At 68.4% G+C, this 13,667-nt stretch carries 13 protein-coding genes; 6 read left to right on the forward strand and 7 right to left on the reverse strand.

Translation table 11 applies throughout. The features are described from left to right. Positions 1-219 precede the first annotated feature (219 nt). Positions 220-1,314, reverse strand: coding sequence for a redox-regulated ATPase YchF (gene ychF / locus ABD848_RS10730; RefSeq protein ID WP_344970455.1), 1,095 nt, complete (start codon positions 1,312-1,314; stop codon positions 220-222). Between the two features lie 119 nt (positions 1,315-1,433). Here ychF and ABD848_RS10735 point away from each other — a divergent pair, with 119 nt between their 5' ends. Both ABD848_RS10735 and ABD848_RS10740 read left to right on the forward strand, forming a co-directional pair. After that, positions 1,434-2,828 carry a DNA recombination protein RmuC gene (locus ABD848_RS10735; RefSeq protein ID WP_344970457.1) on the forward strand — a complete coding sequence of 465 codons (1,395 nt, stop codon included), beginning with the start codon at positions 1,434-1,436 and terminating at the stop codon, positions 2,826-2,828. Positions 2,829-2,859: 31 nt separating this feature from the next. Further along, complete coding sequence (locus tag ABD848_RS10740) at positions 2,860-3,357, forward strand: DUF6542 domain-containing protein (RefSeq protein ID WP_344970460.1); 498 nt, start codon at positions 2,860-2,862, stop codon at positions 3,355-3,357. Positions 3,358-3,419: 62 nt separating this feature from the next. Here ABD848_RS10740 and ABD848_RS10745 read toward each other — a convergent pair whose 3' ends face one another. The 3 genes from ABD848_RS10745 to ABD848_RS10755 form a co-directional block, all read right to left on the reverse strand. Then, complete coding sequence (locus ABD848_RS10745; protein ID WP_344970462.1) at positions 3,420-3,704, reverse strand: exodeoxyribonuclease VII small subunit; 285 nt, start codon at positions 3,702-3,704, stop codon at positions 3,420-3,422. Then, complete coding sequence (xseA, locus tag ABD848_RS10750; protein ID WP_344970465.1) at positions 3,701-4,927, reverse strand: exodeoxyribonuclease VII large subunit; 1,227 nt, start codon at positions 4,925-4,927, stop codon at positions 3,701-3,703. The genes ABD848_RS10745 and xseA overlap by 4 nt, the downstream gene beginning before the upstream one ends. A gap of 219 nt (positions 4,928-5,146) precedes the next feature. Continuing rightward, on the reverse strand, positions 5,147-5,842 hold the full coding sequence (locus ABD848_RS10755) for a hypothetical protein (RefSeq protein WP_344970468.1): 696 nt from the start codon (positions 5,840-5,842) through the stop codon (positions 5,147-5,149). Positions 5,843-6,145: 303 nt separating this feature from the next. Between ABD848_RS10755 and ABD848_RS10760 the strand changes: the two genes are divergently transcribed. After that, complete coding sequence (locus tag ABD848_RS10760) at positions 6,146-7,114, forward strand: 4-hydroxy-3-methylbut-2-enyl diphosphate reductase (protein WP_344970470.1); 969 nt, start codon at positions 6,146-6,148, stop codon at positions 7,112-7,114. Positions 7,115-7,130: 16 nt separating this feature from the next. Here the strand turns inward: ABD848_RS10760 and ABD848_RS10765 are convergent, their stop codons facing one another. Then, on the reverse strand, positions 7,131-7,769 hold the full coding sequence (locus ABD848_RS10765) for a TetR/AcrR family transcriptional regulator (RefSeq protein WP_344970473.1): 639 nt from the start codon (positions 7,767-7,769) through the stop codon (positions 7,131-7,133). Positions 7,770-7,943: 174 nt separating this feature from the next. Here ABD848_RS10765 and glpX point away from each other — a divergent pair, with 174 nt between their 5' ends. Next, on the forward strand, positions 7,944-8,966 hold the full coding sequence (glpX, locus tag ABD848_RS10770; protein ID WP_344970476.1) for a class II fructose-bisphosphatase: 1,023 nt from the start codon (positions 7,944-7,946) through the stop codon (positions 8,964-8,966). Between the two features lie 179 nt (positions 8,967-9,145). Beyond that, positions 9,146-10,735 (forward strand): acyltransferase, encoded by a 1,590-nt coding sequence (locus ABD848_RS10775; RefSeq protein WP_344970478.1) that lies wholly within the window; start codon positions 9,146-9,148, stop codon positions 10,733-10,735. Positions 10,736-11,179: 444 nt separating this feature from the next. Here the strand turns inward: ABD848_RS10775 and ABD848_RS10780 are convergent, their stop codons facing one another. Then, positions 11,180-12,007, reverse strand: a complete 828-nt coding sequence (locus tag ABD848_RS10780) for an ABC transporter permease (protein ID WP_344970481.1) — start codon at positions 12,005-12,007, stop codon at positions 11,180-11,182. Beyond that, on the reverse strand, positions 12,004-12,957 hold the full coding sequence (locus tag ABD848_RS10785; RefSeq protein ID WP_344970483.1) for an ABC transporter ATP-binding protein: 954 nt from the start codon (positions 12,955-12,957) through the stop codon (positions 12,004-12,006). Before ABD848_RS10785 ends, ABD848_RS10780 begins: the two co-directional genes overlap by 4 nt. 87 nt (positions 12,958-13,044) lie before the next feature. Here ABD848_RS10785 and ABD848_RS10790 point away from each other — a divergent pair, with 87 nt between their 5' ends. Further along, positions 13,045-13,632 (forward strand): DUF1707 SHOCT-like domain-containing protein, encoded by a 588-nt coding sequence (locus tag ABD848_RS10790; RefSeq protein WP_344970486.1) that lies wholly within the window; start codon positions 13,045-13,047, stop codon positions 13,630-13,632. Positions 13,633-13,667 lie beyond the last annotated feature (35 nt).

Consider the following 13,667-nt stretch of genomic DNA (forward strand, 5'->3'; position numbering starts at 1 on the left):
CTTCTCACCAAAGCTGCGTCTTCGCAGAATTCACCAGGCAAAGCGAGGTATAGACAAGGTCGTTGATCTCATTCGGGTATGACCGAAATGGGAAAACCGATCGTTGGATAGGAAAGTGTGGCGTTGTGGAGAGTGGTTCGGGGGTTGTCGCACGGTGCCTCTCAGGGGGTGGGTCGCGCGGGCTGCGGCCCCGCCGACCGGTCGGGCCGTGCGGGGTGGCTAGACGTTGAAACGAAATTCCACGACATCGCCGTCGTGCATGACGTAGTCCTTGCCTTCCAGCCGGACCTTGCCGGCGGCCTTGGCCTGCTGGAGTCCCCCCGCCGCCATGAGTTCGTCGTAGGAGATGATCTCGGCCTTGATAAAGCCGCGCTGGAAGTCAGTGTGGATGGCGCCGGCGGCTTCGGGGGCGGTGGCGCCCTTCTTGATCGTCCACGCGCGGGCTTCCTTTGGCCCGGCGGTGAGATAGGTCTGGAGGCCAAGTGTGGCAAAGCCGACCCGGGCAAGCTGTGAAAGCCCGGATTCGGTCTGGCCCATCGACTCCAGGAGCTCGGCCGCTTCGTCCTCGTCGAGTTCAGCCAACTCCGCCTCGATCTTGGCGTCGAGGAAGATCGCCTCTGCGGGCGCCACCAGGTCGGCGAGGCGTTTACGCAGTTCCGTGTCAGCCAATTCCTCGGCTTCGAGGTTGAAGACGTACAGGAACGGCTTGACCGTCATCAGGTTCAGCTCGCGCAGCAGGCTGAGGTCGATCCCGGCGGCCGGCCCTCCCGAAGACAGCGGCTGGCCCTCCTCAAGGACACGCTGGGCGGCCTCGGCGGCATCGGCCGTGGCCTGCTTGTCTTTGTCCTTGGCGTTGGTCTTGGCCTCCTTGCGCAGCCGTGGCACGGCCTTCTCCAGGGTCTGCATGTCGGCCAGGATCAACTCGGCGTTGATCGTGTCGATGTCGCGCGAAGGCACGATGTCGCCATCGACGTGGGTTACGTCGGGATCATCGAACACCCGGATGACTTGGCAGATCGCGTCGGTCTCGCGGATGTTGGCGAGGAACTGGTTGCCCAGGCCCTCCCCTTCGGAGGCGCCGCGGACGATGCCGGCGATGTCGACGAAGGTGACCGTGGCGGGCACGACCTTGGCCGAGTCAAACATTTCGGCCAGCGCCCCCAGCCGGGAATCGGGCACGCCGACGACACCGACGTTGGGCTCGATGGTGGCGAACGGGTAGTTCGCCGCCAGAGCTTGGTTCTTGGTAAGCGCGTTGAACAGCGTGGACTTGCCAACGTTTGGCAGGCCGACGATCCCAATAGACAGACTCACAGGGTTCGAGTCTAGGCGGTGGTGACCCGCTCGATAGCCATCCCCATGCGCAGCCCTGGCCACGGTAGGCGCGCGTTGGTACGCGACTGCGGCGGCGGCGCTTGAGAGCATGGGCCGTCATGGACGGCCTTTACTCGATACTGATGCTCCTCGTGGGAATCGCCATTGGTGTCGCCCTGGGGTGGCTGCTCGCCCGCGGTCGTAACGCGACCACCGAGGCGCGAGCCAAGGCCGCCGAAGAACGGGCCTCCTATATCGAGGAGCGCCTCGCCGAGCGTTTCCGGTCGCTGTCCACCGAGGCGCTTGACGCAACCAATCAGCGATTCCTGGAGATGGCCGAGGGACGGCTGCGCACGGTCAACGCAGAGGCCGGCAAAGATCTGGAGCAACGCCGCCAGGCCGTGGAGCATTTGGTGGCGCCGCTGCGGGAGACCCTTGCGCGGGTGGAGACCCAACTGCGTGAGGTCGACGCGGGCCGCCGCGCCGCCCACGCCGAATTGGCCAAGCAGGTCGACCACGTCCGGGAGGGCTCGGAGCGGCTGCGGGAACAGACCCGCTCCCTGGTCACTGCGTTGCGGCGCCCGGAGGCTCGCGGACGTTGGGGAGAGTTGCAACTGCGCCGCGTGGCCGAACTCGCGGGCATGTCCGCCTACTGCGACTTCGACGAGCAGGCCACCGGTTCCGACGACGATGGTGCGCGCCGGCCCGACATGGTCGTACGCCTAGCCGGGGGCAAGAACATCGTGGTCGACTCCAAGGTTCCGCTGGCCGCCTACCTGGACGCCGTCGATAACGGAGATGGCCAGGCACCGGCCGAAGGCTTTCTCGACGCCCACGCCCGCCACGTGCGCTCCCATGTGGATCAACTGGCGGCCAAGTCCTACTGGGCCGCTTTCAGCCCCGCGCCCGAGTTCGTCGTGCTGTTCATCCCCGGCGAGGCGTTTCTGGCGCCGGCGCTGGAGCGCGACCCCGGGCTGTTGGAATACGCGATGCAGCGGCGAGTCCACATCGCGACCCCCACGACGCTGATCTCCCTGCTGCGCACCGCGCAGTACGCCTGGCAGCAGGAAGCACTGAGCGAAAACGCGCGCACCGTCTTTGAACTGGGCAAACAGCTCCACAGTCGGCTGGCTACCCTCAGCGGGCACGTCGACGGGCTGGGCAAGGCGCTGTCGCGCACCGTCACCGCCTACAACCAGGCCGTTGGATCGCTGGAGGGGCGCGTCTTGGTGAGCGCGCGCAGGTTTAGCGACCTGGGACTGGTCGACACCGACCTGGACGTGCCCAGAGGAGTGACGGAGCAGGCACGCCCCTTGTCCTCGCCGGAGTTGACCGTCCCCGAGACGTCCGACAACGGCGACGGCTCGCCGCAGTCGGACACGGCCCCCACTGACCGCGACCCCCCAGGCGCCCTGAACGGGGCGGCGGTTGACGGCGACGGTGCCGCGACGCGCCAACAGCCGACCGCTGACGAGGCGCCGGTCACGAAGCCGGGCCACACGCCCCTGTCCTAGAGGCGACTGGGCAGCGACAAGGAGAGGACCGATGACGACGGGTGGCAGTGGCGGTCCCCAGCGCTCGCGCGGAGCGCAGGAGGCACCGCAGCGTAGCGGGGCGGCGCGCCCGGCGCGGCTACGGCTGACCGCGCGCGGAGCGATCGTGGGCACGATCGTGGTCAGCTTCGGCGCGGCGATGCTGGCCGACGCGGTGAGCGCCCCCGCTGTCAACGGGGTGGCGTTCTTTTCGGCGTGTGTGCTCAGTTCGCTGCTGGTGCGGCGCGGTGACCTGTTGGTCTTGAGTGTGAGCCCGCCACTGGCCTACTTCACGGCGGCGTTAGCGGCCGAAATCGTGTTGACCCTGGGCCGTGAGGATTTCGTGCGCGCCTTGACCATCGGCATCGGCACCCGGCTGGCCGAGATCGCGCCGTGGCTGTTCGCCGGCACAGCGGTCGTGCTCGTGGTGGCCTTGGCGCGGGGATTGTCGAGCAACGTGCGGGAGTTGGGCGACGAAATGAGTGGCCGCACGCAACGCCGACGCGAGTGACGAGTAAGCGGTGCGGGAGAGGCTCCGGCTCTGGGACCACTGCGCCACGGTGACGTCCGGTTTCAAAACGGCGTGGCGGGGTCCTCCTCGCCCTGACCGCTGTCCTCGGCGGCCATGGTGGCGGCGAGTTTGGCCCGAGCTCCCTCCAGCCATTCTTCGCACGTCTTGGCGAGGCGTTCGCCGCGCTCCCACAGCGCCAGCGACTCCTGCAACGTGAGGCCGCCGGCCTCCAAGCGGCGCACGACGTCGGTGAGTTCGTCGCGGGCCTGCTCGTAGCTGAGCTCGGTGTCTGCCTGCGGTTCGGTACCGGCCGCGGCGCCGCCCTCGGCGGGGTTCTCACTGTTCATGAACTGTTCTCCTGATCGATCGTGTCGCCGGCCGTGACGGCGAGGCTGTCTTCGGCGAACCGTACCCGTAGGGCCTCGCCGGGGCTGGTCTGCTGTGCGGAACGCAGCACAGTGCCGTCGTCGCGCTGGACGATGGCGTAGCCGCGGGCGAGGGTCGTGGCGGGCGAGAGTGCCAGTAGCCGGGCGCGGGTGTGGGACAGGTCGGCACTGGCGCTGGACAGGGCGGTGTGCAAACAGCGGCGGGCCCGATCGCGCAAGCCGGTGACCTGCTCGGCCAACCGGTCGATCTCGCGTAGCGGATCGGCTAGAGCTGGCCGGGAGCGTACGCTGCGCAACCACTCCTGCTCCCGGGCGATGCCGCCTTGGAGGACCCGGCGGCCACGGTCGCGGAGCTGGTGGATGAGGTGGAGCTGTTCGGCCACATCGGGCACGGTCTGCTTGGCGGCGTCGGTGGGAGTGGAGGCGCGGACGTCGGCCACGAGGTCGAGGAGGGGATTGTCCTGCTCGTGACCGATGGCGCTGACGACGGGGGTGCGTGTGGCCGCGACCGCGCGCACCAGCGCCTCGTCGGAGAAGGGCAGCAGGTCTTCCAGGGAGCCTCCGCCACGGGCGATGACGATGACGTCGACCTCCGGGTGGGCGTCGAGGTCCTTGAGGGCCTCAAGGACCTCGCCCACCGCGCGGTCGCCTTGGACAGCCACCTCACGCACCTCGAACCGTACGGCGGGCCAGCGGCGCTTGCCGTTTTCCAGCACGTCGCGCTCGGCGGCGGAGTCACGGCCGCAGACAAGGCCGACCGTGCCGGGCAGGAACGGCAGTGGCCGCTTGCGGGTGTCGGCGAAGAGCCCTTCGGCGGCGAGCGTGGCGCGCAACTGTTCCAGCCGGGCCAGCAACTCTCCCAACCCGACGTGGCGGATCTCCAGCGCCAACAGAGAGAACGTTCCGCGGGCGACCCAGAAGTCGGGTTTGGCGTGGATGACGACGCGGGCGCCGGCCTGCGGGGGCGACGCTGTGGCCTCCAGGGTGCGCACCGGGCAGACGACGCGGGCTGAGACGTTGGCGACCGGGTCGCGCAGCGTGATGAACACGGTCGCGCCGCGCCGGGTGAGCTCGGCGATTTGGCCCTCGACCCAGATGTGACCGAGCCGGCCGATCCAGCCGCCCACAGCCTGCATGACCGTGCGGACGGGCTGCGGCGCCTCGGGGGAACTCTCCATACCCATGTCAGTCGAGCCTAGAGGAGAGCGGGGACAATCCCCCGCGCATGGCGCCGCGGGTGGCGCGGGGCGAGCTGGAGGCCAGAACGAACACCTTGCCCCGCTCGCTCCGGCCGCGTTCCCGCATGGCCCGGTCGCGGCCGGCCCATAGTCCGGCGGCGGGGTCGGGCGCGGTTACCGCGCCCGCCCTGCCGGCGATAGCGAAACGGGGCCACCCAGCAGAAGCTAGCCGGCCGCGGCTTCGGCTTCGAGCTTGCTGATGCGCTTGTCGTACATTTGCACGAATTCGGCGCGGTTGGCGTTGGCGGCCTCGTAGGCCCGCAGTTGGCGTACTTGATCGGCGGTGAGCTTGCGCAACCGGGCGCGAATGGACGGCAGGGTCAGGGTGTCGTAGTTGGGGACGGGGAGGTCCTCGACGTCGGGAACTGCGGAGTCGGTGGTCGTGGCCTGCGGCTGCTCCGTGGCCGGGGATTCCTCTGGTTGGGAAGCAGCGGCCGACGGCGGTTGTGTGCCGTCCTGGTCGGCGCTGTCGGCGCCGGCCGGGGTGTCGTCGTGGCCCTGCTCCTGCTCACCGGCGCTGTCGCCCTCGGCCGCGGACGGTTGAGCGGTCTGGGCGGCCGGCTCGTCCGTCGCTGGGGCCGCCTGTGGGGACTCGGTGGAATCGCTGCTTTCGGCCTGCTGCTCAGCCAGGGGGACGGGGGTGCTCTCCACGTAGCCCTCGGTGACGGGCGAGGCGGCGGAGTTGGTGGCCTCCGTGGTGAACTCCTCTGCCGGTGCGGCGCCAGCTTGGCCGTGGGCCCCTTCCTGGGTGGCCCTCGTGGTGTGGTCCTCGGACTCGCCACCCGTCACGGTCTGGGGCGACCTGCGGAACATGCGTTGAACCGCGGTGGAAATGCGGTTGATGATGGACGGTTTCGACATGGGACTTGGGGACTCCTGGATGTTCGCGATCTGGGTGGGTAGCACAGCGGTGCGTAGCGTCCCGGCCCTCGACGAGTGAACGGCCGTGCCATGTGGGCGGGGGCGGACCGCTGCCCAGGCGCTGTTGTGTTACGCAGATTAGTCACAATAGGAGAGTCAGGGCTTTTCACAGGGGGTGGAGCGGGCTTTTTCGCCGGCTCGGAACCGAGGTGAGCCCCATGTGTTATGCGCGATACGCGCTGATGTGAGATGGAGTCACTCATCGCAGGCGTTATAGGGCGTTGTCCCTTTAGGATGGGGCCCATGACTGCGACGAATCGCCGCCGTGTCCTGCTCGCCACCCCCCGCGGATACTGCGCCGGGGTTGACCGTGCCGTTATCACCGTTGAGAAGGCCCTCGAACAGTACGGCGCGCCAATCTACGTGCGCAAGCAGATCGTGCACAACACGCACGTCGTGCGCACGCTTGAGGAGCGCGGCGCCGTGTTCGTCGAAGAGACCGACGAGGTTCCCGAGGGAGCCATCGTGGTGTTCTCCGCGCACGGTGTGGCACCACAGGTGCACGAGGAGGCCCAGCGGCGCCAACTCAAAACCATCGACGCCACCTGCCCCCTGGTCACCAAGGTGCACAAGGAGGCCAAGCGGTTCGCGGCCGAGGACCGTGACATCATCCTCATCGGCCACACCGGCCATGAGGAGGTTGAGGGCACCAGCGGCGAGGCTCCCGAGCACATCCAGATCGTCGACGGCCCCGACGATGTCGACAAGGTCGAGGTCCGCAACCCCGACAATGTCTCATGGCTGTCGCAGACCACGCTGTCAGTCGACGAGACCAACGCCACCGTCAGTGCGCTGCGCGAGCGCTTCCCCAACCTGCTCGACCCGCCCAGCGACGACATCTGCTACGCCACCTCCAACCGCCAGGACGCCGTGAAGGCCATGGCGCGGGAATGCGAACTCGTCATCGTGGTGGGCTCCAACAACTCTTCCAACTCCGTGCGCCTGGTCGAGGTGGCGCTGGAGTCGGGTGCCGACACCGCCTACCTCATCGACAACGCCTCCCACTTGGACGACTCGTGGCTGACCGGGATCACTACGGTCGGTGTCACCAGCGGCGCCTCGGTCCCCGACATCTTGGTGCGGGAGCTGCTGGATCGGCTGGCCGAACGCGGGTTCGACACAGTGGAGGAGGTCGAGACCGCCCAGGAGAGTCTCACGTTCTCCATGCCGAAGGAGCTGCGGCGCGACCTGCGTAACGAGCCGGTCGGCTGAAACAGCGTCCCCCGAGTCACGTCCCCAAGGCGCCCAGGCTCAAGGTCTCCTGGCTGCGGAGCGGCACGAGCTGGTTGAGCACGGCGATAACGTCGTCGGCCAGTTCGCGTGCCTGGGCGTCGTCAGGACGGCGCACGATCTCGCTGACCGCGACCAGCATGGTGCCGCTCACCACCATGAGCAGCGCCTCGTCTACCGGTTCCTCGGCCTTGCGAAACAGTGCCACGTTGCGGTCGGTCCACTGGCGCAGCCGGTCGCGCAGGGTGGAGTCGAAGCCGGGCGGGCTGTCGCCGTTGAAGAACAGCCAGGCGGTCTCGCGTTCTTCGATACACCCTTCCAGATAGGCGCGGGCGGCGATGGTCATCAGTCGGGCGGGATGGCGCTCTCCTTGGGCGCGGGCGTGGGCGACGGCTTGGTGCGTGCGGTCCTGCTGGCGCTGCTGGAACTCCTCGTAGAGGGCCAGGAACAGGTCGGCCTTGCCCGTGAAGTGGTGGTACAGGCTCCCTACGCTGGCGCCGGCGCGCGTAACGACCTCGTTCACGCCGGACCCGGCGAAGCCGTCGGTGCGGAAGACGTGTGCCGCCGCTTCGAGGAGCGCGCTTCGCGTGGCCGCGCCGCGGTTTGCGGCGCGATCCGGTTTCTCCGACTTCTCCACTTGAAAACCCCATCGTCTACGGCGGCGCACGGTCGGCCCGCCTAGGTCGAGGCTACGTCAGCGCAATAGTCTGGCCTCAAGGCCGGCTCGCTCCAGGGGGTCGAGCCGGCGTTTGTGAACCCGGAAGAGCCCACACGCGCTGCGTGGGGCTACTCATCCGTTTGAGAGGCCGACATGAGCGATTCCCCTGTTTCTACTCCCCCAGCGGAAGCTCCCGACCGGAACCTGGCGCTAGAGCTGGTACGGGTGACCGAGGCCGCGGCGCTGGCCGCGGCGCGGTGGGTGGGCCGCGGCGACAAGAACGGCGCCGACGGCGCTGCCGTCCACGGTATGCGTCATCTGATCAGCACCGTGTCCATGAAGGGCACCGTGGTCATCGGTGAAGGTGAGAAGGACCACGCTCCCATGCTCTACAACGGTGAGCAGGTCGGCGACGGGGCAGGGCCCGAGTGCGACGTGGCGGTGGACCCCATCGACGGCACTCGGTTGACCGCGATGGGGATGACGAACGCGATCTCGGTGATCGCGGTGAGTCCCCGCGGCTCGATGTTCGACCCTTCGGCCGTGTTCTACATGGAGAAGCTGGTGACCGGGCCTGCGGCGGCCGAGGCAGTGAATATCGAGGCTCCCATCGCCGACAACATCAAAGCGGTCGCCGCCGCCAAGGGTGGCAGAGCCAACGATGTGACGGTGGTCATCCTCGACCGGCCGCGCCATGAGCGGATCGTGCGGGAGGTGCGCGAGGCGGGCGCACGGATCAAGTTCATCACCGACGGCGACGTGGCCGGCGCCATCACCGCGGCGCGGGCGGGAACCGGTGTCGATCTGCTGTTGGGGATCGGCGGAACCCCCGAGGGCATCATCGCGGCGTGCGCGCTGAAATGTCTGGGTGGTGTCATCCAGGCCAAACTGTGGCCCCAAGACGATGCCGAGCGGCTCCGAGCCGAGGAGGCCGGCTACGACCTGTCGCGGGTGCTGCTCACCGATGATCTCGTGTCCTCTGAGGACGTGTTCTTCGCCGCCACCGGCATCACCGAGGGCGACCTGGTTGGCGGCGTGCGCTACGAGGAGCGGGGCGCCATCACCGACTCGCTGGTGATGCGCGGTCGCAGCGGCACGACCCGGCGGATCTACAGCGAGCACCGGCTCAGCAAGCTCGCCACCTACAGCGGGATCGACTTCGGCGCGGCGGGCTGATCCGGCTCTCCTGGCTCTAAGCGTTGTTCACCGCCCCGCGGCGACCGCGCCACCGCGGGGCCGGTCACCTGGCTGGCGGGGAACCGGTCGGGCCGCTGGCGAGATCCTGGCACTAGGGCTTTTCGTCGTTCCGAGATTGGTACCTTCGTACGGTTCCCGAATGCCAGACCGGAGGTCCGATGTCCTATTCTGACTCCCCCCAGCAGCAGCCACCGTGGCCGCAGCCGGGACAGCCGCCGGCCGGCCAGCCGCCGGCCTGGCACCCGCCCCACGGTGGGTCTCCCCCCGGTGGCCAGCCCCGGCGTGGTCCAGTGTGGCTGATCCCGATCGCGGTCGTGCTGAGCCTGGCGATGATGACCACGGTGGTGTGGGCGTCGGACTCCGTGGTCGAGAACATTTTCGGCGGACCACAGCCGGAGTCGGTGCTGCCGGCGTCTTCGATGGCTTTCGCCAAGGCCGACTTCAAGCCCACAGGCGCACAACTGGCCGCTTACGGCCAGTTTTACAGCAAGCTTCCCGACAGCGTGGTCGAGGAGACCGGCCCCCAAGACCAGTCGTTCGCCGAACCGCTCGTCACCGAGATGATGCCTGGTGTCGACTTCGCCACTGAGGTCGAGCCGTGGCTGGGACGCAGGTTCGGCGTGTCACTGTGGCCCACTGACGCCCCCGAGGCGATGCTCAGCAGCAACGAAGGGGTGAGCATGGCCGCGGCGGTCGCCGTGACCGACGAAGCCCAGGCGCGGGAATCGCTGACCGAGATCCAACGGGACAGTGACTTCGCGTTCGAGGTCAGGGACGGTTTCGCTCTGCTATCGGGCAATGAGGCCGCACTCGACGACCTCGTCGCCCAGGTGCGAAACCATGGAACGCTGGACTCCAACCCCGACTACCTCTCCGACATGGACACCACCGGCGACGACAACATCGCCTCGGCATGGATGGACATGAACCGGTGGTACGAGTGGATCAGCGTCTCCACCTCGGGAGAGGTCCCGGAAGAGTTGATGGCCGGCATGCCCGAGTTCACGGGGCGACTGGTGCTGGCGCTGCGCATTGAGGCCGACTACATGCAGTTGCGCGGCGACTTGTTGGACTTCACCTTCGATGGTGAACCCTATGAGCAGCTACAGTCAGACCAGGCCGGAATCAGCGCACTGGAGGAACTGCCCGCGAACACCGTGCTCGGCTTCGGCGGTGGCGGACTCGACCAGATGGCGCGTCAAGCGTGGCAGGCCAACCGTGAAACGCTGGAGTCTCTCGAAGGCTTCGCCCAGTTCGAGGAAGGGCTGGGGGCTCTGGGGATCTCGCTGCCAGGTGATTTCACCGGCCTGTTGGGCACCAGGACAGCCCTGGGCTTCACCGAACTGAGCGCCGGAAGCGACGGCTGGGACACCTACGGCAGTATGTCGCAGGACCTCTTCCACTACCGGGCGGTAGGCGCCGACCAGCAGATGATCAGCGAACTGGTCAACGCGATCGCCTCCGGCAACTACAGCGAGCCGCCCACCGTTACCGGCGACGGCGACGCCGTGCTCGTCTACAACGAGAGTCCCGGCACGGGCACCCTCGGCGAGGACGCGCACTTCCAGACCACGATGGTCGGGCTGGAGCAGGCCAACCTGGGCTACTACATGAAGGTGGCGCCCTTCGCCGAGCAGTCGGGAATGGCCGACGCCGACCAGTGGGGGGCGATCGGCGGGGCGGTCGACTACAACACCGACAGCGACGTGTCGATCAACCTGCGCTGGGCCCCCAGCGGCGGCCGGTAGCCGGTCGGCTCGCGCTGAAAGTGTGGCGTCCCCAGGGGGGAGGCCGACCGCGCTTTCCGGGCCGGGTGTGCCCGGCAGTCACGGAGTACGCCATCATGGCGGCGTCGGCCGCGCCTGCGGGCAGCGGCTCCGCCACGCCGAGCCGTCGCGGCGGCCCGGCGCGACACGGGTAGCTGGTTCCCTGCCCCGCGCCGGCTACCCCGCCCCCAGGGGAGAGGCAGTTGTGGACCTCCGCGGCGGCGGAGCCCGCCGCCTGGTGCCGCCGAAGGGCGCCCTCATCACCCCAAGAGGCACCCAATCACCCGTGTGGACCGGGTGAACCTCCCGGCTGACGAAGCGGCGGAGCATCGGCTCGTTGCGGTCGAGGAACCTCGGCGAAGGCGGGCAGCCGCGGGCCAAGCCCCTGGACCGGTCCGGAACAGACGACCGGCGGCCTCGGCTCTCTCAGTCGATCAGGCGCCGCCGCATCTGTAGCACCGCCAGGGACCAGGCCACGGCCACGAAGCCCACGATGGCGGCGAGATGGCCGAGGTCGGCCAGGGGCCGCAGCCCGAACGAGGCGTCGCGTACCAGCTCCACGCAGTGGTACAGCGGGTTCACCTTGGCCGCCACCTGCACCCACGACGGCAGCGTGTCGACCGGGAAGAAGGTGCCGGCGATGATGAACAACGGCGTGATCACCCCGGAGATGATGTAGTCCATCGTCTTGATCGAGGGCACCAGGGCTGAGAACCAGATCCCCAGCAGGGCGAAGCCGAAGCCGGTGACGAACGCGATGAACGGGACGAGCAGCATCGTGGGCGCCGGCGGCAACCCGAAGGCGAGGGCGACCAGCAGCGGCGCGCACCCGTACACACCGGCCTTGAGGGCGATCCAGCTCGCCTCAGCCGTGACGAGTTCCCGAACGTCGACCGGCGCCGCGAGCATCCCCTCGTAGGAGTGCTGGAACACCCGGCGTACATAGGTGTCGATGAGGCCGGGGAACATGGAGGTGAACAGCACCGACATGGCCACGATGCCGGTACCGATGAACTCGATGTAGCTGTAGCCGCCGATGGCGCCCACCAGCGATCCCAGGCCGAACCCGAAGGCCAGCACGAAGATGACGGGTTCCACGATGGCGGCGAACGTGGTGGGGGCCCAACTGCGGCGGTACAGCGCCCACTCGCGGGCGAGCACGCCGGCCACGGGGGCGATCTCGAAGCGCCCGGGCGGCGAGGTGGCTACCTGCCTGCGCGTGGCGGTCTCAACGGTGTCGGTATCGGCGGTCAATCCACGGTCTCCCCGGTCAGCGTGACGAATACGTCCTCAAGGTTGGCGGCGCGCTGGGTTCCCGGGCCGAGCCGGTCGCGCAGTTCGCCGGAGAGTTGCTCGGCGTGCAGCACCGACAGGGTGGCGCCGGTGCGTCGGGTCACGAAACCAGCGCCGTGTGCGAGCTTCTCCAGATCCGCGATCTCGGTGGGGCGGCTGGGAAACTCCTCGACCACGGCACCGGCGTATTCGGCGATGAGGTCGCTCGGCGCGCCGTGGCTGACAACCTTGCCGCTGGCCATGAGCGCGACCTCGTCGGAGAGCCGTTCGGCCTCCTCGATGTAGTGGGTCGACATCAGCACGGTGACCCCGTCTTCGCGCAGCGCGGTGATGAGCCCCCACAACTCTTGGCGGATCTGCGGGTCGAGTCCCACGGTGGGCTCGTCGAGCAGGATCGCGCGGGGCCGGTGCACGAGGCCGCGGGCGATGAGCAGGCGGCGGCGCATGCCTCCGGACAGCTTGTCGGTGCGGGTGTTCTGCCGGTTTTCCAGGTGGGCGATCCGCAGGGCGCGCAGCACAGCGGCGGCGCGCTCGCGGCGCGGCACGCGATACAGATGGGTGAACACCTCAAGGTTCTCGCGAACCGTGAGTTCCTCGTCGAGGTTGTCGTGCTGAGGCACGACCCCCATGAGGGCACGGGCGCGTTTGGACTCGCGCGGCACCTGATGGCCGAGGATGGTGATCTCACCGGTGTCGGCGCGGCTCTGCGCGGTGAGCATGCGCATCGTGGTGGACTTTCCCGCGCCGTTGGGACCCAACAGGCCAAGGATGATCCCACCAGTGACATCGAGGTTGAGCCCGTCGACAGCGGTGATGTTACCGAAGCGCTTCACCACCCCACGTAGGGATATGGCGGTTTTCGGAGTTTCGATGGTCTCCGCGGTGTGCTCGTGGAGCGACGGCCTCGTCATAAGGCTCACCGTAGGAGCTATGGCACTGGTTTCTCCAGTTATTTTCCTTTGCTGCGGGTCGACACCGGCTCCCGGTAACGTAAAGCCGTGAGCGAGCACACGCCCGCCTCTCGGCTGCGGGCCTCTGACCGGGACCGGGAGCGCGTGATGGCGGTGCTGCGCGCGGCGGTGACCGACGGACGGTTGAGCCTGCCGGAATTCGAGGAGCGCACCGAGCGGGTACAGCGTGCCCGTGTCCTCGGTGAGCTCCCCGCCGTCACTGCCGATCTCGTGGCGCCCCACGACCAGCCCATCCACCTGAGTGAGCGGCCGGTGGCGGCGCTGCTGCGCGACGACGCGCGTGCCGGCCGCTGGGTGGTGCGCACCGGTCAACTCGTGGTCGCGCTGCTGGGCACCGCCGATGTCGACATGCGCGACGCGCTCTTCGCCGAGGGGCACGTGCGGATGAGCGTCGCCACGCTCCTGGGACGGGTACGGGTACGAGTGCCCGAGGGGGTCGACGTGCGGGTGCGGGGGTGGTCGTTCCTGGGACGGCGCTCCACCAGTACCCGGCCGGTGCGCAGCGGGGCGGCACCGACCCTGGAGATCGGCGGGTTCTCGCTGCTGGGTTCGCTGCGTGTCATCGGCCCTGGACAGGGCCGGCGTCGACAGCCACTGCGCCGAAGCCGTCCCTGAGCGCCGCGCCACCTGCGGGTCTGGCAGTCTTGACC

This window comes from Salinactinospora qingdaonensis (assembly GCF_039539445.1).
GTDB classification, from domain to species: domain Bacteria; phylum Actinomycetota; class Actinomycetes; order Streptosporangiales; family Streptosporangiaceae; genus Salinactinospora; species Salinactinospora qingdaonensis.

Excerpts from the sequence above, each read along its gene's own strand:
- ABD848_RS10735 (WP_344970457.1), top strand. The coding sequence starts at position 1,434 with ATGGACGGCCTTTACTCGATACTGATGCTCCTCGTGGGAATCGCCATT.
- ABD848_RS10740 (WP_344970460.1), top strand. The coding sequence starts at position 2,860 with ATGACGACGGGTGGCAGTGGCGGTCCCCAGCGCTCGCGCGGAGCGCAG.
- ABD848_RS10745 (WP_344970462.1), bottom strand. The coding sequence starts at position 3,704 with ATGAACAGTGAGAACCCCGCCGAGGGCGGCGCCGCGGCCGGTACCGAA.
- xseA (WP_344970465.1), bottom strand. The coding sequence starts at position 4,927 with ATGGGTATGGAGAGTTCCCCCGAGGCGCCGCAGCCCGTCCGCACGGTC.
- ABD848_RS10755 (WP_344970468.1), bottom strand. The coding sequence starts at position 5,842 with ATGTCGAAACCGTCCATCATCAACCGCATTTCCACCGCGGTTCAACGC.
- ABD848_RS10760 (WP_344970470.1), top strand. The coding sequence starts at position 6,146 with ATGACTGCGACGAATCGCCGCCGTGTCCTGCTCGCCACCCCCCGCGGA.
- glpX (WP_344970476.1), top strand. The coding sequence starts at position 7,944 with ATGAGCGATTCCCCTGTTTCTACTCCCCCAGCGGAAGCTCCCGACCGG.
- ABD848_RS10775 (WP_344970478.1), top strand. The coding sequence starts at position 9,146 with ATGTCCTATTCTGACTCCCCCCAGCAGCAGCCACCGTGGCCGCAGCCG.
- ABD848_RS10785 (WP_344970483.1), bottom strand. The coding sequence starts at position 12,957 with ATGACGAGGCCGTCGCTCCACGAGCACACCGCGGAGACCATCGAAACT.